Source organism: Streptacidiphilus sp. EB129 (genome assembly GCF_041262645.1).
GTDB lineage: Bacteria > Actinomycetota > Actinomycetes > Streptomycetales > Streptomycetaceae > Streptacidiphilus.
In genome coordinates this window covers 159,289-181,716 of record NZ_JBGCCS010000012.1, presented here as the reverse complement: position 1 = coordinate 181,716, position 22,428 = coordinate 159,289, and the positions used below count along the sequence as shown (strand labels likewise).

General features: G+C 71.2%; 17 protein-coding genes. 6 read left to right on the top strand and 11 right to left on the bottom strand.

Annotated elements, in window-relative coordinates; translation table 11 throughout:
* Positions 1 to 93 precede the first annotated feature (93 nt).
* From ABH925_RS17515 to ABH925_RS17490, 6 genes are all read right to left on the bottom strand, one after another.
* The gene (locus ABH925_RS17515; protein ID WP_370148900.1) at positions 94 to 2,961 is read right to left on the bottom strand and encodes an NHLP bacteriocin export ABC transporter permease/ATPase subunit; all 2,868 of its coding nucleotides are present in this window, start codon (positions 2,959 to 2,961) and stop codon (positions 94 to 96) included.
* Between the two features lie 98 nt (positions 2,962 to 3,059).
* Positions 3,060 to 5,177 carry an NHLP family bacteriocin export ABC transporter peptidase/permease/ATPase subunit gene (locus tag ABH925_RS17510; protein WP_370148943.1) on the bottom strand — a complete coding sequence of 706 codons (2,118 nt, stop codon included), beginning with the start codon at positions 5,175 to 5,177 and terminating at the stop codon, positions 3,060 to 3,062.
* A gap of 137 nt (positions 5,178 to 5,314) precedes the next feature.
* Positions 5,315 to 6,118, bottom strand: coding sequence for a hypothetical protein (locus ABH925_RS17505; protein WP_370148898.1), 804 nt, complete (start codon positions 6,116 to 6,118; stop codon positions 5,315 to 5,317).
* A 171-nt stretch (positions 6,119 to 6,289) separates the two neighbouring features.
* Positions 6,290 to 6,511: a type A2 lantipeptide gene (locus ABH925_RS17500; protein ID WP_370148897.1), complete on the bottom strand. Its 222-nt coding sequence runs from the start codon at positions 6,509 to 6,511 to the stop codon at positions 6,290 to 6,292.
* 405 nt (positions 6,512 to 6,916) lie between these two features.
* Positions 6,917 to 7,681 (bottom strand): hypothetical protein, encoded by a 765-nt coding sequence (locus ABH925_RS17495; RefSeq protein ID WP_370148896.1) that lies wholly within the window; start codon positions 7,679 to 7,681, stop codon positions 6,917 to 6,919.
* A complete protein-coding gene (locus ABH925_RS17490; RefSeq protein ID WP_370148894.1) occupies positions 7,681 to 8,172 on the bottom strand; it encodes a SigE family RNA polymerase sigma factor in 492 nt (163 codons plus the stop codon). Before ABH925_RS17490 ends, ABH925_RS17495 begins: the two co-directional genes overlap by 1 nt.
* A gap of 904 nt (positions 8,173 to 9,076) precedes the next feature.
* On the opposite strand from ABH925_RS17490, the gene ABH925_RS17485 reads away from it, so the two are divergent.
* The 3 genes from ABH925_RS17485 (at position 9,077) to ABH925_RS17475 (ending at position 12,059) form a co-directional block, all read left to right on the top strand.
* Positions 9,077 to 9,484 carry an STAS domain-containing protein gene (locus ABH925_RS17485; RefSeq protein WP_370148942.1) on the top strand — a complete coding sequence of 136 codons (408 nt, stop codon included), beginning with the start codon at positions 9,077 to 9,079 and terminating at the stop codon, positions 9,482 to 9,484.
* Between the two features lie 182 nt (positions 9,485 to 9,666).
* Positions 9,667 to 10,890, top strand: coding sequence for a globin domain-containing protein (locus tag ABH925_RS17480; protein ID WP_370148891.1), 1,224 nt, complete (start codon positions 9,667 to 9,669; stop codon positions 10,888 to 10,890).
* 47 nt (positions 10,891 to 10,937) lie between these two features.
* The gene (locus ABH925_RS17475) at positions 10,938 to 12,059 is read left to right on the top strand and encodes a nitric oxide synthase oxygenase (RefSeq protein ID WP_370148889.1); all 1,122 of its coding nucleotides are present in this window, start codon (positions 10,938 to 10,940) and stop codon (positions 12,057 to 12,059) included.
* 40 nt (positions 12,060 to 12,099) lie between these two features.
* On the opposite strand, the gene ABH925_RS17470 is transcribed toward ABH925_RS17475, so the two are convergent.
* A complete protein-coding gene (locus tag ABH925_RS17470; RefSeq protein WP_370148888.1) occupies positions 12,100 to 13,134 on the bottom strand; it encodes a LacI family DNA-binding transcriptional regulator in 1,035 nt (344 codons plus the stop codon).
* A 196-nt stretch (positions 13,135 to 13,330) separates the two neighbouring features.
* Here ABH925_RS17470 and ABH925_RS17465 point away from each other — a divergent pair, with 196 nt between their 5' ends.
* Together ABH925_RS17465 and ABH925_RS17460 are read left to right on the top strand one after the other, a co-directional pair.
* The gene (locus ABH925_RS17465) at positions 13,331 to 14,815 is read left to right on the top strand and encodes a carbohydrate-binding protein (RefSeq protein WP_370148887.1); all 1,485 of its coding nucleotides are present in this window, start codon (positions 13,331 to 13,333) and stop codon (positions 14,813 to 14,815) included.
* A 64-nt stretch (positions 14,816 to 14,879) separates the two neighbouring features.
* The gene (locus ABH925_RS17460; RefSeq protein WP_370148885.1) at positions 14,880 to 16,565 is read left to right on the top strand and encodes a beta-1,3-glucanase family protein; all 1,686 of its coding nucleotides are present in this window, start codon (positions 14,880 to 14,882) and stop codon (positions 16,563 to 16,565) included.
* Positions 16,566 to 16,914: 349 nt separating this feature from the next.
* Here the strand turns inward: ABH925_RS17460 and ABH925_RS17455 are convergent, their stop codons facing one another.
* The 3 genes from ABH925_RS17455 to ABH925_RS17445 all read right to left on the bottom strand — a co-directional run bounded on the left by ABH925_RS17455 (position 16,915) and on the right by ABH925_RS17445 (position 19,635).
* Positions 16,915 to 17,649: a GNAT family N-acetyltransferase gene (locus ABH925_RS17455; RefSeq protein ID WP_370148884.1), complete on the bottom strand. Its 735-nt coding sequence runs from the start codon at positions 17,647 to 17,649 to the stop codon at positions 16,915 to 16,917.
* Between the two features lie 171 nt (positions 17,650 to 17,820).
* Positions 17,821 to 18,216, bottom strand: a complete 396-nt coding sequence (locus ABH925_RS17450) for a transglycosylase SLT domain-containing protein (protein ID WP_370148882.1) — start codon at positions 18,214 to 18,216, stop codon at positions 17,821 to 17,823.
* Positions 18,217 to 18,777: 561 nt separating this feature from the next.
* Positions 18,778 to 19,635 carry a DUF3048 domain-containing protein gene (locus ABH925_RS17445; RefSeq protein WP_370148880.1) on the bottom strand — a complete coding sequence of 286 codons (858 nt, stop codon included), beginning with the start codon at positions 19,633 to 19,635 and terminating at the stop codon, positions 18,778 to 18,780.
* Positions 19,636 to 20,075: 440 nt separating this feature from the next.
* Here ABH925_RS17445 and ABH925_RS17440 point away from each other — a divergent pair, with 440 nt between their 5' ends.
* Positions 20,076 to 21,251 carry a nitric oxide synthase oxygenase gene (locus ABH925_RS17440; protein ID WP_370148879.1) on the top strand — a complete coding sequence of 392 codons (1,176 nt, stop codon included), beginning with the start codon at positions 20,076 to 20,078 and terminating at the stop codon, positions 21,249 to 21,251.
* 55 nt (positions 21,252 to 21,306) lie between these two features.
* Here the strand turns inward: ABH925_RS17440 and ABH925_RS17435 are convergent, their stop codons facing one another.
* Positions 21,307 to 22,128 carry a hypothetical protein gene (locus ABH925_RS17435; protein ID WP_370148877.1) on the bottom strand — a complete coding sequence of 274 codons (822 nt, stop codon included), beginning with the start codon at positions 22,126 to 22,128 and terminating at the stop codon, positions 21,307 to 21,309.
* Positions 22,129 to 22,428 lie beyond the last annotated feature (300 nt).

Sequence of the window (22,428 nt, the reverse complement as noted above, 5' to 3'; positions counted from 1 at the left end):
CGACAGCCGGTGCTCCCCCTGAAATCGGCGAGGCAATCCGCGGGTCGGCAATCTGGACCGCGCCCGGCCCGCCGCGCCGGTCGGCCCGTAGCGTCAGCGGATCTGGCGGCGGACCAGATCGTGGAAGGGGCTGCCGGGATCGGCGAGCAGTTCGGCCGGCGGTCCCTGCTGGACGACCCGGCCGTGTGACATGACGAGGACCCGGTCGGCGTCCATGACGGTGGACAGCCGGTGGGCGATCACCACGCGGGTGGCCCGCAGCCCGCGGGTGCTCTCGATCACGACCCGCTGGGTCGCGTTGTCCAGCGCGCTGGTGGCCTCGTCGAAGAAGAGGATGCGCGGGCGGCGGATCAGCGCCTGGGCGATCATCAAGCGCTGCCGCTGCCCGCCCGAGACCGTGCCGCCGCCGTCGGAGAGCACCGTGTGCATGCCCATCGGCATCAGCTTGACGTCCTCGGCCAGGCCCGCCATCTCGGCGGCCTCCCAGGCCTCCTCCAGCGAGAAGGTCTCGGCGCCGCGGATGCAGTCCAGGATCGAGCCGGTGAACGGCTGGGCGTTCTGCAGCACGACTCCGCACTGGCGGCGCACGGCGGTCCGGTCCAGGGACGCCAGTTCCTGGCCGTCGTAGCGCACGCTGCCGGAGGTCGGCCGGTCGAAGCCGATGAGCAGCCGGAGCAGGGTCGACTTGCCGCTGCCACTGGCCCCGACGATCGCGACGAACTCACCCGGACGCACCCGGAACGACACGTCGTCGAGCACCAGCGGCCCGTCCTCGCTGTAGCGGAACGACAGCTGTCCGACCTCGATCTCGCCGGACAGGACGCCGGGCGCGGTGCTGCCGCCGCCGGACTCGGGGACCGCGTCGAGCACCGGCCTGATCTGCTCGTACAGCGGCAGGACCGAGGCGGCGGAGATCAGCGCACCGGTGAGCTGCGTCACCGAGGTCAGCACCATCGTCACGGCGGTGCTGAAGGTGAGGAAACCGCTCGCCGACAGGGTCCCGCGGGCCGGGCCCGCGAGCAGCATGAACATCAGGAGCGTGCAGAACGGCAGATAGAGCGCATTGGTGACCGTGATCAGGTTCTTGATCCGGCCCGCCCGGCGCTGCATCTCACGGCTGCGGGCGAACTCACCGGCCCAGGCCGCGTAGGCGAAGTTCTCAGCCGCGGCGGCGCGCAGTTTGGGCAGTCCGCGCAGCGTCTGGAAGGCCTGGTTGTTGAGCTTGTTGGTGAGCACGACCAGCCGGCGCTGCCAGCGCAGCTGCCACAGGCCCAGCGCGAGGAACACCGTGCCGATGACGGCCACCATGGCGACGGCGGTCAGCGCGAGCGGGACGCTGTAGCACAGCAGCAGCACGACGTTCACCGTTCCGACCGTGCCGGCCTGCACGGCCACCGAGCTGATGCCCGACAGCACGCGCCGGATGGCACTGATCCCCATCGCCGCCGTGGCGAGTTCTCCGGTGGAGCGCGCAGCGAAGAAGCCTGTCGGCAGGCGCAGCAGCCGGTCCCAGACGGCCGGTTGCATGGTGGCTTCGATCCGCCCCTCCATGCGCAGGATGGAGATGTTCTCCAGCAGCATGAACGCGGCGGACAGGACGGTGGTGGCCACGATCGCCAGCGAGGTCTGGACGATGAGGCTCTTCTCGGCGTTCGGCACATAGGTGCCGAGGACCTGTCCGGTCGCGATCGGGACCATCGCGCCGAGAAGCACCGTCACCAGGCCGCCGAGGACCAGGGTGCACAGGTCCGGCCGGGTGCCGCGCAGGCTGAAGCGCAGCAACCGCCATGCGGGCAGCGGCTGTTCCGGCAGCGGGCGGTAGAACATGACCGCCTGGGTCTCGAACTCCGCCGCGTTCGCGCGGCTGATGCGCGTCCGCCGACCGCTGCCGGGTTGCACGGCCTCGTAGCGGCCGCGCCGCCACAGCAGCGCGACCGGGGCTCCGTTCGCGGTCCGGTGCCCCACCAGCGGACCGGCGTTCTCCCGCCACCAGCTGCCGGTGAGCCTGACCGCGCGGGTGCGGAAGCGCGAGCTCAGGGCGATCCGCTCGACCGGCCCCAGCCGCTCGTTCGACGCATCGCTCCCTGAGGGCGCGGGCACGGGCGCGGTGACGGTGATCCCGGCGGCGGCCGCGACCGCGCGGCAGACGGCGAGGGCGGCGTCGTCGGACCCCGCGGCCGGACGTCCCCTGGTCCCGGCCGAGGTGTTGATGGAGGCGAGCAGCACCCGGTCCGCCTGCGCCCTGACTGCCTCGCCGGCTTTGATGCCGGCCGCCGTGCGGTCCTCGTGGGCGCGCTCCAGCTCGTCGATCCGGTGATCCACCGCGACCATCAGCCGGGTCTGCTGGTCGACCAGGCGTTGCCACATCGCGGTGTCGATGAGCAGGTCCCTGGCGGTCGCCGGGCCGAACTCGGCGCCGTACCGCAGGCTGCCGGGGTTCACCGACATCCACAGGATGCCGTCGTCGGACGGGCCGTCGTCCATGGGGCCGTCACCCGGCGGCGCCGCCCCGTCGGCCGGCGTTTCCAGCACCGCGCGAAAGCTCCGTCCGATGCCTCGCGCGAAGGCGTCCTCCAGCGGGCTGAGCGGCTGTTCGGCGCCGCCGTACGACCAGGGGCCGGACCCGTCGGGGCGCCACAGCTCGCGCAGCTGGATCCGGTGCAGCACGCATCCCTGCAGGGGCCTGCCGATGAGCGTGTGCCGGGGGCCGGTGACGGGTCCGAGCAGCAGCGTTCCCGTTCCGAGCCGGCTGAGGAAGTGCCAGCGGCCCTGCTCGGCGGCGTCGACCGCGAACAGGTCCATCGCGCCGTCCACGACCAGCCAGAGCACGTCGGGACCCTCCGGCGTCAGGCTGCGCAGGCCGGCGCAGTCGACCGGCTCGCCCAGACCGCCGAGGGCGCCGACCACCACGTCGACCGGCGGCCAGGGACCGGCGGCCACCGGGTACTGAACCGATGTCACGTCGGTTCCCCCCGAACCCCACTGCTCAGCAACTCCATGCCCACCGAACTCCATCCCTGCCGGACTCCCCCCGCCCGTCGAACTCCATGCCGCCGACATCAGTGCTCACGGACCAGCTCGGCGTACCGCCCCCCGGCGGCGAGCAGGTCCTCGTGCCGCCCGCGCTGCACCACGGTGCCGTGGTCCAGCACGACGATCTCGTCGCTGTCGCGCACCGTGCTCAGCCGGTGCGCGATCACGACGCACGCGCAGCCGCGCCGGCGTACGTTGTCGATGATCACCTGCTCGGTCTCCGCGTCCAGGGCGCTGGTCACCTCGTCCAGGACCAGGACGCTGGGCCCTCGCACCAGCGCCCTGGCTATCTCCAGCCGCTGGCGCTGCCCGCCGGAGAAGTTGCGTCCGTCCTGCTCCACCCGACTGTGGATGCCGCCGGGACGCCTGGACACGGCGTCGTACACCGCCGCGTCCCTGAGTGCGGTGCTGACGGCCTCGTCCGGGATCGAGGGATCCCACAGCGTCACGTTGTCGCGGACCGTGCCCTCGAACAGGAAGACGTCCTGGTCGACGAAGGAGACCGAGGCCGACAGCGAACTGCGCGGGATCTCCTCCAGGCGCTGCCCGTCGATCCGGATCTCGCCCTGCCAGGGCTGGTAGAGCCCGGAGATGAGCCGGGACACCGTCGACTTGCCGCTGCCGGATCCGCCGACCAGCGCCACCTGCCGGCCGGGCCCCACCGACAGCGAGAAGTCGGTGAGCAGCGGCTTGTCGAGCGGGTTGTACCCGAAGGTGACGCCGTCCAGGGTCACGTGGCCGCTGAGCCGGCGGGTGCTCGCGGCCGGCTCGCGCCGCGAGTACAGCGGGTCCACCGGGAAGCTCTCGACGTCCTTGAGCCGGGCCATGTCGGCCGCGAAGTCCTGGATCCGGCCGGCCACGCCGTTCAGCCGGGTGACCGGTCCGGTGAAACTGGTCACCAGGGCCTGGAAGGCCACGAGCAGACCGATCGAGATGCCGCCGTCCACCGCTCGCTGACCACCGATCAGGAGGATCAGCGCGCTGTTGAGCGCGGCGAGCGTGGGGGCGACCACGGCCAGCGCCGCGCTGGGCACGCCGAGCCGCTGCTGGCCGTCCAGGGTCAGCGAGTGCTGGCCCGCCCAGCGGCGGAAGTACCCGTTCTCGGCGCCGGTGGCCTTCATCGTCTCGATCAGCTGGAGTCCGCTGTAGGAGGTGTTGGTCAACCGTGCGCTGTCGGCGCGCAGCTTCTGGACGCCGGTGGCCCTGATGCGTACCACCAGCCGCAGTGCCACCACGTTGAGCAGCGCGACCAGCACCCCGAGAACCGTCAGCTGGGGATCGTAGGTCCACAGCAGCAGCGCGTAGAGGATCACCACCAGGGCGTCCACCCCGGCGGCGGCGAGATCCCTGGCCAGGGTCTCGGCCACGGCGTCGTTCGACTGCAGCCGCTGGACCAGGTCGGCCGGGTTGCGCTGGGCGAAGAAGGTGACCGGCAGCCTGAGCAGGTGCCGCAGGAACCGGGCGCTGCTCAGCGTGGAGGAGATCATGCGCCCGCGGAGCAGGTTCGCCTGCTGCAGAGCGGTCAGCCCGGCGGTCAGCAGCACCATCACGGCCATCGACGCGAACAGCACCGGCAGCAGCGACGTCTGGTTGCCGATCAGGAACATGTCGATGTACGTACGGCTCAGGGCCGGCAGCACCGCACCGACGACGACCAGCAGGAAGCTGGCGAGCACTGCGGCCAGCATCGGGCCGGAGGTGCCGCGCAGCCGCGCCGGCAGGGCGCGGAGGATCCCCGGCCGCCGGCCGGACCGGCGGAACCCGTCACCGGGCTCGAAGGTCAGCACGACACCGGTGAAGCTGGAGTCGAAGTCCTCCGGCGAGACGAAGCGACGGCCGCTGCCGGGATCGTTGATGTGCACGCCCCGGCGGCCGAAGCGACGGCCCATGCCGTCGTAGACGACGAAGTGGTTGAACTCCCAGAACAGCACGGCGGGTGCCTGGACCTGGGCCAGGGCGGCCGGTTCCATCTGCATGCCCCTGGCCGCGAGGCCGTACCCGCGGGCCGCCTTGAGCAGGCTGCTGGCGCGGGAGCCGTCGCGGGACACCCCGCAGGCGATCCGCAGTTCCTCAAGCGGCACATGGCGGCCGTGGTGGCCGAGCACCATCGCCAGGGAGGCGGCACCGCACTCCACGGCCTCCATCTGCAGAACGGTGCGGCTGCGCACCGCTTTCGGTCTTCTGGGCCTGCGCCCTCTCGGGGCCGGCCCGTTCGGACGGTGTCTCCCGCGCCCCGGCAGCGGCGGCAGCGGTTCCGTCCCGGCGGGTTCGTGGTGCGCGGTCACGGCAGGAGCCAATCGATCGGATGCTGGGCGGTGAGCTGGATGGCACCACTGACCAGCGTCGTGGCATCGATCGGGTACGGGGGACCCTGGGCCGACGACCACGCGTACCCGGACGGGGCGGGCCCCGAGCGGTCCAGCTGGACCGTGACGGCCACCGGTTGGCCCTGCGCCGAGAACTGCGCGCCCAGCTGGCTGTCCCCGAGGAAGTCGGTGATCTGCTGCTGCGTCTCGGGAACCCGGCCGACCGCCAGGACGCGCCCGCGCAGCACGCCGTAGTGCTGAGCGGGCACCGACTGCACGGTCAGGTCGACGGCGGCGCCCACCGGGATCGTCGATCCGCCGCTCGGCGCGTACAGCACCGCCAGCAGCGGGTCGGTGGGGCTGTTGACGCGCTCCAGCGTCGCCAGATCCGCCCCGGTGGCGACGACGGCACCGATCCTGGCCGTCAGTACGGTCAGCCGGCCCGCTGCCACCGTGCGCACGGTCTCCACGGTCCGGTCGGTGCGAACGCTCAGCAGAGGCGCCCCGGTGGACAGCATGTCGCCCTCGTTGGCGAATACGGATATCACCTGACCCGCGACGGGACTCTGCAGTGTGTAACTGCCTTCCGCGAAGGTCAGGATTCCGGGCGCGCTCATCCGGGGCGACACCGTGCCGGTCACCGCCCAGGAACACGCCGCCGCCATAACCGCCACCACGACCGCAAGCACCAGCCGGCCCTGCGGTCTGGCCAAATGCACCGGTATATCGAGTTCCTCGGGCGACTGGAGTTTGGAAAGCGCTTTCTGGCGGAACTGCACTGACTATTCCTTCGACTGCACCGGCGCCGGCCGGACGCAACAGCGCCCGGCCGCACCACACGAAATTCCGACGCCCGGTCGAGCCGGCTGCGGGGCCCGGTCAGGGGGGTACCTGAACCCCGCAGCCGACACGCGCGCTACGGGCTGTGACGCCCGTGGCGGTTCCGGCTGTCAGAGACCGGCGAGACCGGTGACCTGACCCGGGACCAGGCTGGTGACCTGCGAAACCGTCTGCGAGATGGAGATCGGCAGGACGGACTCGGCGGCACCGAGGACCGGCGTGGTGACGCCGGAGACGTCGAGGCCGAGCAGGCCGACGCCGCCCGACACGTTGTCCAGGTCGCTGTCGGAAATCTCGCGGGTCTCGACCTGCGGCGTGAAGTCCTTACGCATGACTTGCGTTTCCCTTCAATACTGTGGAGTGCTTCTGAATGATTTCGGCCGGGCCTGGAGGACGCCATGCCGGCCGGTGCAACGGTCGCCTGGACCCCAGACCCCATAATTCGGATCCGGAATCCAGTCCTTCGACTTCCGCCGACTGCACGATCAAACCATCCCGACAGGCATTCCGTCCAGTCAGCCCGTCGTATTTTCAGTGAACGTTTCCGCACTTCAGGCACGATGCCGTGCAGTATTGGCCACGGAATTGTGACGACTCCTTCACAAGCTTCCCCATGCCAATTCCGGCGACCCCGGAAAGGCATTTCAAAGCGAATGCGCCGCTAGGCCGCCCACCCCGGGGGATGAACGGCCCCGCCGATCACACAAGCCGCCTCCGGACCATCGACTGATCGGAGGTCAGCTCCCGTCGGCGACCTGGTCCAGGCGGTACACCCGTCCTTCGGCGTCCCGGCGGATGCCGAACAGCTGCTCCGGATGCCGGTTCAGGGCGCTCGCCAGTCCCGCCAGAGTGTTCACCGACGTTCCCGCGCCCGCGCTCAGCGGGGACGTGGTGGTCACCACGGCGTCGGGCAGCACGCTCAGCCACTGCGTCACGCCGGTGGGGGTGAGCTGTCCCCGCACGCAGGCCACCGGCACGGCGCTGAGCAGCGCATCCACGCCCGGGGCGAGACCGCCCGGCAGTTGGAGCGTATGCAGCCGCACCAAGGTCTCCCCCGCCTGGGCCGTCGCGCAGGCGACCACCGCGCCGGGGCCCGGCACCGTCGGCGTCGCCGACGCCGGGGGTCCGGCCGGTATGACGCGACTGGAGGCGGTGGGCGCGGCCGGGCCACCCGGGCGGCTCGGGGCCGCCGACCTGACCGGCTCGGCGGGACGCGAAGGACCGGGCGTCGCGTCCGCGATCCCCGGCGCGGACGCGGACGGGATCCCGCCCGGCACCTGCGGAACCGGTCGCGGCGCGGGCCCGAAGCCGCCGGAGAGCGCGAACGCCGTCCCGCCGACCAGCAGCCCCGACAGGGCCAGGGTCGGCACGGCCAGCAGCCGTCGCCGGCTCCGGCGCTCCGCCAGGCGACGCACCTCAGGTCCGCTCATCGGCGGTTCCCCCGCCGCGCTCGCCGCGAGGCCGCGCAGCGACTCCCGAAAGCGCTCATTCCGTTCGCTCATCACGCTGACATTTCCATCAGGTCATCGGACAGATGCTTGGCCAGGGTCGCCCGAGCCCGGGACAGGCGGACCTTCACGGTGCCCTCCGGCGCCCCGGTCTCCCGGGCGACCTCGGCCACCGGCAGGTCGCACAGGTAGTGCAGGACAACCACGCGACGCTGCTCCTCGGGTATCTTGCGCAGCGCTGCCACCAGCGCGGCGTACTCCGGGCCCGGGCCCGGGGCATCGGGCGGGGCGCCATGGCGGAACACCGCCAGCAGGGAGCTGCGGGTCCGCCGCCACCTGCTGACCGCCAGCCGCCAGGCCACGGTGCGCACCCACGCCTCGGGGGCCTGGGCCGCGGACAGTTCCTCGCGCCCGTTCCAGGCGCGGACGAAGGCCTCCTGGACGACGTCCTGCGCCTCGGCCAGGTTCCCGGTCATCGCATACAGCTGACCGACCAGCCGCGACCAGCTGCCGGCGTAGAAGTCGTCGAACTCGTCAGGCGACAAGCGCTCCCGCTCCCTGCTCCGTCGGTACCCGGCCCATCCCGCTGTGCGCGGAACCCCGAGTACCGGGCGCAGCCACTTCGGCCGCGCACTCCCTTCGCCACGATGCCGCTCCCTCGGACATCGATCCGAACATCCTGCCGAACCCTGGCGCCGAGGCCCCGGTCGGGGTCGGCACCGGACCGGCGCGCCACGCGTCATGGGATGGGGGGAGTCGCCATCGCCGCACGGCATGCACCGGTCCGGAGTCTGTCATCGCCCTGACCGCGTCGGCCCGGCAGGCTGAGCAACCGGACGAGGTCCGCGGTCACCGGGCTGATCCGGCGCGGCGGCGAGGTGCCGATCGGTGCACGCAACACGCATGAGGCCTTGCTCCTGGGGCTGGACTGCGAACAGAGGAACGATTCATGCCCTCTACGCAGCCCGGCACCGTCCCGGTTACATCCATCGCCTCGAATTTTTCGTGACCTGGCTCACATCCACGCGCGCATCCACCCACAGCATCCACCCACAGCGTCGGAACGAGGCCGCGGTTCACTCCGAATCGTGCGGATGCCGCAAAGGTCTACCGGGGACGATGTACGCACGTTCCGGGCTGATTCGCCCGGTCTTCGCGCCGGCATCACCGTGGTTCACAGGGTCCACGCGTCCATCCCGCAGAACCATCACATCCTCGGCGGTTCATCAGTGCCGCGACGGGGAAACGGAACCGCTTGCCCCATCCGGCGGCCCCTCCACGTCTTTGCCCAACGCAGAACTCCCCGCAGACCCCCGATGTGCCGGCGGTCGTAGGGTCGTGTGGCCGGGCGCTCCTGCGGGACGCCCTTCGCCTGCGACGAGACGGCAGCGCGGAGCATCACCCCCCGGGTTCTGGCCGGGGGTTGAAAAGGAAGACATCAGCGTGGCAATGAACGTCAGCTACGGGGATCGATACGGCTGGACAGTGGTCCAGGTGACCGGAGAGGTCGACATCACCGGAGTCGCGGCGCTGCGCGAGCGACTGCAGCGGCTGATCGCCGGAGGGTGCGACCGGGTCGTCATCGACCTGAGCATGCTCGCCTTCTGCGACTCCACCGGGTTCGCCGTGCTGGTGGCCGTCCGCCGCCTGCTGGTCGCGCGCGGCGGGAGGCTGCGACTGGTACTCCCCGGGCCGGACACGCACGTCCGCAAGGTGCTCGCCTCGTTCGGCATCGAGAAGCTCTTCGAGGTGTACCCCTCGGCGGGCGAGGCCCTGACCGTCGGGAACGACACACCCGGCGCGCTCCGGGCCGCGCTGCCGAGGCAGCGGAACGACACGTCCCAGTCCGCGGACTGACGTCCGGTCCGGGGCGGACCGCGGCGACCGTGCGGTCCGCGCAGGAGACGGGGCGGGACATTCCGCTACCAAACCCTCACACATCCTTGGTTGTCAGCGAATTCGCTGACATGAGCAGAATCAAGGCTGCTTGGTTCCGGAGCCGCCGGGAACCGGAACGCTCGCGACAGGAGCCCTTCACCGTGCGGTCCCGCTCACCCCACCCGTCCGCCACCGGCGTGCCGCCGCAGGACGCCGCCGACGCGGCCGGTCCCGGCGGCGGTACCGGCGGCGTCCTGTCGAACCGCGACATCTCCCTGGTACGGGCCAGCCTCGCGGCCGTCGAGCCTCAGGCCGCGGACCTGGCCGCCTACTTCTACGCGACCCTCTTCACCCGCTACCCGCAGGTCCGCGAGCTGTTCCCGCCCGGCATGGACCTGCAGCGCGGGCGACTGCTGCACGCGCTGCTGCGCATCGTCGACCTGGTCGACGATCCCGGGAACCTGGTGCGCTTCTGCTCCCATCTGGGCCGGGACCACCGCAAGTTCGGCACCCGGAGCGAGCACTACGCCCCGGTCGGGGAGTGCCTGCTGGCCGCCCTGGAACGGTTCGCGGGCCCGGCCTGGAACACCGAGGTGGCCGCCGCCTGGACCCGCGCCTACACCGCCGCCGCGCAGGTGATGTCCCGGGCCGCCGAGGACGACGCCCGCAGCCGACCCGCGGTCTGGCACGCCCGGATCGTCCACCACGTGCAGCACGGCTTCGGGCTCGCCGAGATCACCGTGCAGCCGGAGACGCCCTACCACTACACCGCCGGGCAGTACCTCAGCATCGAGACCCCGTGGTGGCCCAAGCAGTGGCGCTACTACTCGCCGGCCAACGCGCCACGCCCCGACACCACGATGACGTTCCACGTCCGGGCCGTACCGGGCGGCTGGGTCAGCAACGCCCTGGTGCGGCGCGCCGCCGTCGGCGACGTGATCAGGCTCGGCCCACCGCTCGGCGACATGACGCTCGACCCCGGCGCCGGCAGGGACATCGTCTGCGTGGCCGGCGGCACCGGGCTCGCGCCGATCCGGGCCATGGTCGAACACGCCGCCCAGAGCGGCTGGGAGCGACGGATGGAGCTGCTGATCGGAGCACGGACGGCGGACGAGCTCTACGGGCTCGAATCCATGCTGCGCCTGGCCCAGCGCAACCACTGGCTCAGCGTGCGTGCCGCGGTCTCGCACGAGGACATTCCCGGCGCCGGCGGATCACTGCCGCAGGTACTGGCCGAGAACGGCCCCTGGCACCGGTACGAGGCGTATCTCAGCGGACCGCCGCCCATGATCACCACGGCCGCCCGGGTGCTGTCGCGATATGGGGTCCCCCCGGCCCGCATCCACCACGACCCGTTCGGCGCGCCCGCGCTGTCCGCCGTGTGAGCCCGTCCTCCTCGACCCTTTCGTCACCGACCTGGAGTGCTTCACCCTTGCTGTTCCAACGCCAGCACGCCGCCGCTTCTCACCGTCGTCCACCCGCGCCCGCCCCGGAGCCCGCCGGGAGGCTGGAGGCCGCCGAGAGTTTCATCCGTCAGTTCGCACGGGAGAACCCCGAGTCGGGCGACCCCGGGCGCCGGCTCCGCGCGGTCCGCGCGTCCATCGAGACACACGGGACCTACGAGCAGACCTCCGAGGAGCTGACCTTTGGCGCCAGGGTCGCCTGGCGCAACGCCGCGCGCTGCATCGGCCGGCTGTACTGGCGCAGCCTGATCGTGCGCGACCTGCGGCATCTGCGGCATCCGGACGACATCGCCGAGCAGTGTGCCGAGCATCTGCGCCTGGCCACCAACGGCGGCCGGATCCGACCCGTCATCAGCGTCTTCGCGCCGGACCGACCGGAGCGCCCGGCAGCACGGCTGCTGAACGAACAGCTCGTGCGCTACGCGGACGACCGGCGCAGCGCGCGGCGGCTCTCGCTGGCACGGGAACTGGGCTGGAACGGCGGCAAGGAGGAGTTCGACGTGCTGCCGCTGCTGATACAGGCGGGACCCGACCGTTCACCGGAGTACTACGAACTGCCCGCGGACGCGGTCATGGAGGTGGCACTGCACCACCCGCACCACCCCGGTTTCGCCGGCCTGGGCCTGCGCTGGTACGCCGTGCCCGCGGTCTCGGACATGACCCTGGAGATCGGTGGGATCAGCTACCCGGCGGCGCCGTTCAACGGGTGGTACATGGGCACCGAGATAGGGTCCCGGAATCTGGGCGACACGGACCGCTACAACCTGCTGCCGACGGTCGCCGCCCTGTTCGGCCTGGACACGGCGAACGAACGCAGCCTGTGGCGGGACCGGGCGCTGGTGGAGCTGAACCTGGCGGTGCTGCACTCCTTCGAGAAGGCCGGTGTGACCATGGCCGACCACCACACCGAGTCGGCACGGTTCCTGGCCCACATCGAGAGCGAGCGCCGGCACGGCCGCTCCGTCCCCGCGGACTGGAGCTGGATCGTGCCGCCGCTCTCCGGTTCGGCGACACCCGTGTTCCACCGCACCTACGACCCGCCGGACGAGACCCTACGCCCGGCGTTCCTGCACCGCTCCGAATTCCGCTGACGGTCGCCCCGGCGGGCGGGGCGGATCCGGGTCCATGCCCTCAGCTCCTGACACCGCCGCAGGAGCCGCGCAGGATCAGGCGCGTGGGCACGGTGCACGGCGGGATCGCGGCGGGGGCCTGCGTCGCCGCGTTCGCCACCAGCTCCAGCAGGAGCCGCACGGCGGCGGCGCCGAGCCGCAGCGGGTCCTGGGCAACCGTGGTGAGTGCGGGCCGCACCAGACTCGCGGATTCGATGTTGTCGAAGCCGACGACGGAGATCCCCTGCGGGGTGTCGATGCCCAGGTCGGCGAAGGCGTGCAGTGCGCCGATCGCCATCTCGTCCCCTGCGGCGAACACCGCGGTGGGCCGGTCGGGCAGCTCCGCCAGGCGACGGCCGGCGGCGTAGCCGCTGTCCAGGAAGAAGTCCCCGAGCTGCACATAGCCGGCCGGCGCCGCCAGCCCGAGCGCGTCGGTCTCGGCGTGGAAGCCGGCGAGCCGGGCGGCTGCGGGCATCAGGTCGAGCGGGCCGGTGATGGTGGCGATCCTGCGGTGGCCGAGCGAGTGCAGGTAACGCACGGCTTGGGCGGCGCCCGCGCGGTTGTCGGAGGTGACATGGGAGGTGTGCGGCCCCGCGAGCGGCTGGTCGAAGGCCACGCAGGGCAGTCCGGACGCGGTCAGGGCCCTGACCGGCGGGAGCTGTGGGTCGACGCCCATCATGATCACGCCGTCCAGCTGGTGCTGCCGGGCGGTCTCCAGGTAGCTGTGCTCGTCGTTGTGCTGGTCGCCGATGCTGAGCAGCAGCAGATGCCGACCGCTGTCTCCGAGCGCGCGCTTGATGCCGACCATCAGTTCCTGGAGGAACGGGTGGCGCCGGCCGCCGGACTCGTAGCCGGTGTCCCAGAGCAGCCCGACGGTGTCGGATCGCCCCCGTACCAGGGCGCGTGCGGACTGGCTGGGCTGGTACCCGAGGCGCCTGGCGGCCTCCCAGATCTGGGTCCGGGTCGCCGCGCTGACCTCCGGGTGCCCGTTGAGGGCACGGGAGACCGTCGCCACCGACACCCCGCATTCATGGGCGAGGTCCCGGATACCTGCCATCTGTGCCGCCCTTCCGCCGGTGGCGCGCCAAGTGGGGCCATCACATCACGGCCTGACCCGGCGCCGGGACCGATCCCGGCGATGACGTCGCGTCAGACCGGTTGACGCGACCATGATCACAAAACATACTCGCCACAACTGCTCCGGAAACGTTTCCGGATCTCCCTGCCAGACCTCATCCCCCGCAGGAGCGATGATGGCGCCACCCCCACGCCCGAACCGCCGGCTGCTCACCGCCCTGGTCTCCACGCTGCTGCTGGTCGCCGCCCTGATGACCGTGGCGGGCGCGACCGGCGCGCCGGCCGCCACCTCCGACGTACCCGCAGCCCCTCCGGGCTGGAGCACGGTGTTCAGCGACGACTTCAACGGCGCTGCGGGCACCGGCCTCGATCCGTCGAACTGGCTCTACGACTCCGGCAGCGGCTACCCCGGCGGCGCAGGCAACTGGGGCACCGGCGAGGTCGAGACGGTGACCGACTCGACCGCCAACGTCTACCAGGACGGCGCCGGCCACCTGGTGATCAAGCCGGTCTACAGCAACGGTGCCTGGACCTCGGGCCGGATCGAGACCCAACGCACCGACTTCGCGGCGCCCGCGGGCGGCGAGATGGAGATTACGGCCTCCATCGAGCAGCCCAACCCCGGGAACGGGCTCGGCTACTGGCCCGCGTTCTGGGCCATGGGCTCGGCCGCGCGCGGGGTCGGCGCGACCAACTGGCCCAGCATCGGCGAGCTGGACGTGATGGAGGACGTCAACGGGCTCAGCCAGGTCTCGCACACCTTCCACTGCGGCGTCGACCCGGGCGGGCCGTGCCATGAGACCACCGGTATCGGCAGCGGCCTGCTGGCCTGCGGCGGCTGCCAGACCGGGTACCACACCTACTCGGTGATCGTCGACCGCACCGACACCAGCGCCGAGCAGCTGCGCTTCTACACCGACGGCACCCTTCAACTCACGGTCGACCAGAGTCAGGTGGACCCGGCGACCTGGGCCGCCGCGGTCGACCACGGCTTCTTCGCGATCCTCAACGTGGCCATGGGCGGCGCCTACCCCAACGCCATCTGCGGTTGCACCTCGCCCGGCGCCGCCACCAGCTCCGGCGCGGGCATGAGCGTGGACTACGTCGCGGTGTACGAGACCAACGGCGCCACCACCAGCCCGACCCCCACGCCGACACCCACGGCCACCCCGACACCCACTCCGACGCCCACTCCCACCGGCGGTGGCGGAGGCGCCCTCTGTGCCACGACCGCGACCTCCGACATCTCCGCCGACTGCTACCGCCGGTCCCAGGGCACGGTCACGGTCGACGCGGCCACCGGCGACACCAACCCGTCCGGTGTGGACGGCAACCAGACCGCCCAGCTGGCGAACGGCGGTTGGATCGAATACCCCGGGGTCGACTTCGGCCCGGGCTCCAGCCAGTTCGACGCGCGCGTCGCCTCCGGCGCCGCAGGCGGGGTCAGTGGGCTGGTCAATGTGGTCCTCGACAATCCCGGCAACGCGCCGATCGGCAGCTTCGCCATCGCGAACACCGGTGGCTGGTCGAGCTGGCGCACCGTCCCGGCCAATATCGCGACCACCACCGGAACCCACGATGTCTACCTGAAGCTGCAGTCCAACGCCGGTGGCAACCCGCCCTTTGTGAGCCTGCACTACTTCTCCTTCCCCGCTCACTGAACCGATCCGAACCCCATGCGACAGATCCGCGAGAACCGCCAGACCGAAGGAGTGGAGCGCGACCATGCTCTCCCGCAGGAAGTTCGTCTCCGCCTCAGCGGCGCTCCTCGCCGTACCCGTCGCCGTCACCGCACTCGTGTCGCGGGCGTCGGCGGGCACGGCCACCACCCTGAGCGTCGACCTGCAGAACACCACCGGCTCCGACACCGTCTACGCCTACGTCACCGGCGTGGCCCTGGACCAGGGGAACGCACTGTTCCTGCTGCAGGCCGACGGGCAGACTCCCTACTTCCCCACCTCGCCCGCCGGCACCGGCAGCCCGCTGGGCACGGACTGCGCGATCCGGCTCGGCCCCTCGGGTGCGAGCCCCACCCGGATCACCGTGCCCCGACTCGGCGGCGGCCGGATCTGGTTCTCCGTCGGTGCGCCGATCACCTTCCTGCTCAATCCGGGCCCTGCTCTGGTCGAGCCGTCCGTGACCAACCCTTCCGACCCCAACATCGACACCCTCTGGGACTTCTGCGAGTTCACCTTCGACAGCGCGAACCTCTACGCGAACATCAGCTTCGTCGACTTCGTCTCCCTGCCCATCGGACTGCGGCTGACCGGGTCGGCCGGCACCCAGTCGGCTCCCGGGCTGCCCGCGGGCGGTCTGGACACCGTCTGCGCGGGCCTCAGCGCCCAGGCCGCCGCGGACGGTCAGGGCTGGAACGAGCTCATCGTCGCCTCGGGCGGGGCAAACCTGCGGGCCCTGAGTCCCACCAACGGGATCGTCAGAAACCCCGCCCTGCTCGCCGGCTACTTCGACGGATACCTGGACCAGGTCTGGCAGAAGTACTCCAGCGCCCCACTGACCGTCGACACCCAGGCCTCCTGGGGCCGGGTCACCGGGCAGGTCAGCGGAGGCGTGCTGGACTTCCCCGGCGTCGGTTCCTTCGCGAGGCCGTCCAGCGCCGACATCTTCAGCTGCAACTCCGGGCCGTTCAACGTCTCCTCCCAGGAACTGGGCGCGCTGGCGGCACGGCTCAGCGCCGCCATGAACCGCACCACCCTGCTGATCGACACCGACCAGCCCGACGGCGAGAACCCCTCCCAGTACTACGGCTTCCCACAGACCAACCACTACGCCCGCATCCTGCACGCGGTGAGCCTGGACGGACGCGGCTACGCCTTCCCGTACGACGACGTCCAGCCCGACGGCGGCGTCGACCAGTCCGGCGCGGTCATCGACCCCGACCCGACCCTGCTGACCGTCACCATCGGCCCGGCCAACGGCGGTTCCACCGTCCCACCGAGCCCGTCACCCACACCCGCGCCCACCCCGACGGGCGGAAGGGTGAGCGCGTACTCGACCATCCAGGCCGAGGCGTGGACCAGCCAGTCGGGAACCGTCACCGAGCCCACCTCGGACACCGGCGGCGGTCAGGACGTCGGCTCGATCGCCAACGGCGACTGGCTCTGCTACGCCGGCATCGACTTCGGCACCGGTGGCGCCACCCAGTTCCAGGCCCGGGTGGCCTCCGGCGCCGCGGCCGGGGTCAGCGGCCTGGTCCAGGTCCGCCTGGACGCCGCCACCAACCCGGTGATCGGTAGCTTCTCCCTGGCGAACACCGGCGGCTGGCAGAGCTGGCGCACGGTTCCGGCGAACATGACCAGGGCCACCGGAGTGCACACGCTCTACCTCACCTTCAGCAGCGGCCAACCCGCCGACTTCGTGAACGTCAACTGGTTCACCTTCACCGCCACCTGACCGCAGGCCCGCCCACTCCCCCGCCTGTGCGGGGGGGAAGGGCAGCATGGCGGGCCCGGCTGCGCCGACACCTCCGCGAGGCGACGGGAGGACTCCCCTCTCGTCGCCCCGCGGGCGCTCAGCGGTCGACCCAGTCGTACGCCTCGTCGTCGTAGATCCAGCCTGTGTCCTCGTCCAGGTCAAGCAGGTCCAGGAGTTCGTCCGGGTCGACGGCCGGTTCCGTGTCACTCGTGGTCATGACCACCATGGTGCTCGCGCGCGATCGCCCGCGCGCGTCGTTTCGCCCAAACGGAGCGTCAGAACCCAGGACAGGGCAGTACCGCCGCACAGCCGCGCACCGGCGGATGGTCTACTGCTGCGCGAACGCCGCCGCGCTCACCGCGCGCCGCCGCAGGCCGAGCCGCTGGTAGAGGCGCTGCCCGGGAACGTTCCAGTCCTCAACCATCAGGCCGACGGCACCGTGCTCCGCCAGCGCCGCGTCCACCAGCAGGCTGCACGCTGTCAGTCCCAGGCCCTTGCCGCGTGCCTCGGGGGTCACTGCCACGCCGCTGACCAGGGCCACCTCCGGCGAGGACCAGGCCAGCGCGCCGACCACCAGCAGCTGCGCGCCGTCGCGTACCCCCGCCCAGCGCTGAACGCCCGGGACTCCGGGGCGGGCGTAGGAGGTGGGGAAGGCGAGGTCCAGCACTGTGGCGATATCCTCGGCGTCGCTCTCGTCCAGCCACTGCGCTCGCGGATCGGCCGACACCGATACCGCGCTGGTGTCCATCCAGCCGAAGTGCCCGACCACCTCCAGACCGGGCGTCGCCTGCGCCAGCGCCGCGATCAGCCGCCGCTCCCCGAAAGGCCGGAAACCGCGCGGCAACTGCGGCGCCACCTCGCGGTAGAGCTCGACCGCCGCCTCGGGACTGCGGGCCCAGACGGCCAACCGGTCCCGTGTGGAGATGTCCGGCGCGGCCGCCAGGACGGCGTCCTCACCGGCCCAGGCCCTGCCCCGCGCGCCCAGGCCCTGAGCCACCCACAGACACAGGCTGTCCCCGTCACAGGCATCGGACAGTTCCGCGGTGGTAGTCAGTTCGCGCATCCCGTCATGGTACGAGCCCCCCAGGCGGCCGATGCGTGCGGTGCGGCGGGGTGGGGTGGGGGTGTGCGGCGGCGGGTGCCGTTGACGGTGGTCGAGGACGGCGTCTGGGCCCGGTGCGTCGCACCGGGCCCAGACGTCAGAGTTCAGGTTGGATCAGCGGTCCAGGTTGGATCAGTACCAGTTGTGGGCCTGCCAGAAGCTCCAGGCCTGGTTGGGGCTGCCGTAGGTGCTGTCCATGTAGCCCAGCGCCCACTTGATCTGCGTGGCGGGGTTGGTCTGCCAGTCGGCGCCGGCCGAGGCCATCTTGTTGCCCGGCAGCGCCTGGCCCAGTCCGTAGGCGCCGGAGGACGCGTTGGTCGCGCCGGTGTTCCAGCCGCTCTCGTGGCTGATGATCTGGTCGAACGAGGCCAGCTGGTCGGCGGGCACGATCTGCGCGGCCAGGTCCTGTGCGGAGCCGGTCGCGGCGGAGGCCATGGCCGGGGCGACGGCCGCGCCGAGGGTGACGATGCCGGCGGCGGCAACGAGCACGGCGGTGGACTTGCGCAGGCGGGAGGGGATGAAAGACATGGGGGAAGTACGTCCTCAATGGGTTGGCTGGTGCCTGCACCCCTGGGTGACCGCGCGGCCGAACAGGGGCCGAAACGGCGGGGTGGGCGCCGGGCACCACCGCTGAGGGGCTGGTGCCGGGGATGAGCCGCGGCGGGAGTGCTGCGGCATCGGGTCGACTTCGCCATTGTTAGCGCGCGGCCCGGCGTCCTCCAAGAGCCCTTGATACGAGGCGGCATCGTAGGACGGAGCGGTGCCGGGCACGGCCTGATGGCGCCCGATTCCCGGCGCTCCGGAGCTCAAACCAGGTCATGCAAGAAATCTTCAATCCGTCGCACAGCGCCTCTGAGCTGCGGGAATGCAACGGCGTTGGGCCTGTGGCCGGGTGGAACGCGACAGCCGCCCCCGGACGAGGCCACCCGTGCGCCAAACATGCCGGATCGATCAACTATCGGGAGTAGTGGACGGCTGTCGCCCTGTGAGCACCATCACCAGCAGCTTGCCCCTTATGCCCCGATTGCCGGTTCTGATCGGGTCGATGGGTGGGGTATAGGCCCACCCTTTCGGGGTCGGTGGTCGCGGTCACTCGGGTTCGAGGATGATCCACACTTGGCCGGGATGAAAGGTCATGGGCCGGCCGGCGAAGTCGAACGCGGTACCGCTGCCGGCGTCGGGGCGCGACCAGGTGCCGTCGTAGGCCTTTCCGTCGCGCAGCACGATGGCCTCACCGCTGCCGATGGTCGGCGCGTAGGGGGACAGCACGCCCGGGGAGTCCATGAACCCCCTCGGGGACGTGGTCTCGGCCACTTTCTGCACCACGATGGTCGGTGCGCCCATCTGCCCCGCGTCGGTGGTGCCCGCGGGTGCGCCGTCCATGGCCACGAGGTACTTGTCCTGCCCGGCGGACCAGCTGAAGGTGAAGGACGCCGCCGGCATCCTGGCCGTGAAGGAGGCGGTGGGGACGCCGCCCGAGGGCGCGTTGCCGAAACGGAAGCCGACATCGGCGGCGGTCGCCGAGTCGGGGAAGTCTCGAAGGATGTCCGACGGCACCAGGTACTGGTTGTAGGGCGGCACGTTGTTCTGACCCCGGAAGAAGGAGGGGCTGTCCTGCAGCGGCGAGCAGTTGAACACGTTCGCCGCGGCGAGGACCGGCAGGAACCGGGTCAGCGCCCCCGAGTAGGCGAAGTCGACCTTTCCGTACTGCTGCAGGACCGGTAGATCACTCTCCCGGGCGCTGCGCACCGGGCCGATCCTGTTGCCGGGTGGCAGATGGTTGGAATCGAAGACGGCCAGGAAGCGTGACAGACCTCCCTCGACCTCGATCGCGTAGACGACATCGGCCGAGTCGATGCCGGTCTGCGGACGGGCGTCGACGATGTTGTCGATCTTCACGGCGAGAATGCGCCCGGCCTGGCCGGGCAGACCGGTGAGGGGCGACACCGGTACCCCCGGCAGGGTGGTCGCACCGGGCGCCGGTGATGGCGGCGGCGGTTGCGCTGATGCCGACGCCGAGGGAGGTGAGGAACGCGGTCCGGGGATGCCGAGCACCACCCCGATCACTGCGGCGATGACAGGAACGGCGGCCAGGACCACCTTCGCCAGCAGGGGCAGGGACGTCCAACGCGCGCGTATGCGTCCGAGTGTGTTCATGGTCCCGTCGGCCACCTCCCTGCCCGTTCCATTCTCGGCCGGAGCCCACCGACAGGGCAACGATCCCGCCGCACCGGATCGCCGTACCGATGCCGTCAGGGTGCGCATGGGTTCCATCAAAGCCACCCGCCCTGGTTTCGCACAGCGGCTCCAACGGCGTAGCGTCCGGCTGTTGGCATGTTTCCGGCAAGTTAACTGACCGCACGTTCCTCACTGTTGACAGGGGGCTCATGGTGACGACATCGTTCCTGCGCGTACCACCCACGCCGCTCTCCTCCACGCCCGCCCAGTCGGTGGCTGCCGAGGCCGGAGACCTGGTGCGCCAACTCGCTGCCGAGGGACACCTGTCGGCCGACGCGGCAGAGCAGCGGATCAGAGAGATCGAGGGCCGGTTGGCCACCACCGGCAGCTACCGGCACAGCCCGGATGAACTCCTGCTGGGTGCGCGGATTGCCTGGCGGAACAACCCCCAGTGCATCGGCAAGTTCTACTGGAGGGGCCTGGAGACCCGCGACTGTCGCGACACCGGAGTCGGCGACGGTGGCGGGGGCGAGGGCGGTGACGGGGGCGGTGACGAGGGCGCGCTGTTCGAGGCGCTCGTGGAGCATCTCCGACTGGCCTGGAACGGCGGCAAGGTACGGCTGTTGCTGAGCGTCTTCGCCCCGAGCGCGCCCGGTCGGCCGGGCCCCCGGGTCTGGAACGGACAGCTCATCCGATACGCCGGCTACCGGCAGCACGACGGGTCGGTCGTGGGCGACCCCGAGTCGGTGGGCCTCACCGAGGCGGTCCAGAGGCTGGGCTGGCGCGGCAAGGGCACCGAGTACGACGTCCTTCCGCTGATCATCCAGTGGCCGGGGCGCGACCCCAGGTTCTTCGACCTGCCGTCGGACGCGACCCCCGAGGTGCGCATCACCCACCCCGAGTACCCGTGGTTCGAACGGCTGGGCCTTCGCTGGCACGCGTTCCCGACGATCTCCAACCAGGTCCTCGAACTGGGCGGCCTGCGTTACCCGCTGGCGCCGTTCAGCGCCTGGTACACCTGCACCGAGATCGGCGCCCGCAACCTGTCCGACACCAACCGCTACGACAAGCTCCCGCAGGTCGCCGACGGCATGGGGCTGGACACCAGCCGGGACCGGACACTGTGGCGCGACCGAGCGCTGCTGGAACTCACCCAGGCCGTGCTGCACTCGTTCGACCAGGCCGGAGTGTCCGTCATCGACCATCACTTCGCCAGCAAGCAGTTCGTACGGCACGAGGAACGCGAGCTCAAGAGCGGCCGCACCTGCCCGGCCGACTGGTCCGCCATCGTCCCGGCCACCAGCGGCTCGACCACCCCGATCTGGCAGCGCCGCTACGAACCCACCAGGGAGCGTCCCAACTTCACTCCCCACCCGGCGCCCTGACTGCAACGGTGTGCCCCGCCACGATGACGGGGCACACCGTTGCGGCAGGCAATGCTCAGCTCGGGGCGCCCGGCGCTGCTGCGAGGAGCGGCACCGGGCCCTCGGTCCGTACCAGCTGCCAGGTGCGCGGCAGGGCCCGCCCGTGCGGGTCCAGGTCGCGGATCCGCAGCCCGTCACCGGAGTGGGTCGACTCGGGCCGCAGTCGGGACCCGACACGATGCGGCAGGGTGGAGCGGGTGATCTCCCACCGGTCCGCGCGTACCCGGCCGATCGATACCTCGCAGTCCAGCAGAGCGGCCGCCTCCGCTCGGCGCTCGCAGCCTCGGACCTGCTCGATGAGCGGGACTCCGGTCGTCGGGAGCGGCACCGACCGGTCCCGGGCGTAGCAGAACCAGGAGCCCACGCGGACCAGCAGGCCCGAGCAGCCCTCCTCCGGATCAACCAGCCAGGCTGCCGCCGCCTGGCAGCCGCCGGATGAGCGCTCGACGGGTTCCCAGTGCTCCAGATAGGCCTCGTGCAGGCCCTCTTCGACCAGCACCCCGCCCTCCCAGCGCAGGACGCCCGCGTCCGGAAGCGGAGCCGACGGGTGCAGATCGATCCCGCGGACCCAGGTGAACCCGTCACCCTCCGGCTCCAATGTGCCGGCAAACGCCCGCTGCCCGCAGAGCGCCAGCAACTGCGGGCGCTCCAGGTCCATCAGCCGCGCCCTGCCGACCGCCTCCGCCAGACCAGGTGGCTGGCGCAGGTCCCCGAACAACGACGGGCCCTGCACCCATGTCACCGTGGTGCTCCGGTCCGTCGAGCCATCCGCCTCGCGGACGAATGTGCGCCGCCAGACGCCACGCGGGTCCGCCATGGCGGGGTGCGATCCGGGCATCCGTTACTCCGTACGATCAGGGGCCGACCACCGCCTCGGCCGGCTACCGGTTCCGCCTGCCGCTCTCCGCCGTGTGTCCCCGATCCAGCCCCATGAGCTGCGGTGGTCCACTGCTCCCGGCCCGCGTGATCCGCTTCGGCGTCCGACCAGCCGAACAGTGGGGATCCTACTCCTGGCGGCAGTCAGCGAGAGAGCCTGCCACCTCTCCGATGCTGGATGGTGCGAGCAGGTTCCGGCGCCACTCGTCCCGCGCGGCCGGGCCCGACGCTTTCGAAACTCTGCTGTGATCTGCGGCCGCTA

Coding starts and splice junctions, on each gene's coding strand:
- ABH925_RS17470 (WP_370148888.1), bottom strand. CDS start 13,134: ATGGCAGGTATCCGGGACCTCGCCCATGAATGCGGGGTGTCGGTGGCG.
- ABH925_RS17460 (WP_370148885.1), top strand. CDS start 14,880: ATGCTCTCCCGCAGGAAGTTCGTCTCCGCCTCAGCGGCGCTCCTCGCC.
- ABH925_RS17435 (WP_370148877.1), bottom strand. CDS start 22,128: ATGCCCGGATCGCACCCCGCCATGGCGGACCCGCGTGGCGTCTGGCGG.
- ABH925_RS17510 (WP_370148943.1), bottom strand. CDS start 5,177: ATGGAGGCCGTGGAGTGCGGTGCCGCCTCCCTGGCGATGGTGCTCGGC.
- ABH925_RS17485 (WP_370148942.1), top strand. CDS start 9,077: ATGAACGTCAGCTACGGGGATCGATACGGCTGGACAGTGGTCCAGGTG.
- ABH925_RS17495 (WP_370148896.1), bottom strand. CDS start 7,681: ATGAGCGAACGGAATGAGCGCTTTCGGGAGTCGCTGCGCGGCCTCGCG.
- ABH925_RS17500 (WP_370148897.1), bottom strand. CDS start 6,511: ATGCGTAAGGACTTCACGCCGCAGGTCGAGACCCGCGAGATTTCCGAC.
- ABH925_RS17455 (WP_370148884.1), bottom strand. CDS start 17,649: ATGCGCGAACTGACTACCACCGCGGAACTGTCCGATGCCTGTGACGGG.
- ABH925_RS17450 (WP_370148882.1), bottom strand. CDS start 18,216: ATGTCTTTCATCCCCTCCCGCCTGCGCAAGTCCACCGCCGTGCTCGTT.
- ABH925_RS17440 (WP_370148879.1), top strand. CDS start 20,076: ATGGTGACGACATCGTTCCTGCGCGTACCACCCACGCCGCTCTCCTCC.
- ABH925_RS17465 (WP_370148887.1), top strand. CDS start 13,331: ATGGCGCCACCCCCACGCCCGAACCGCCGGCTGCTCACCGCCCTGGTC.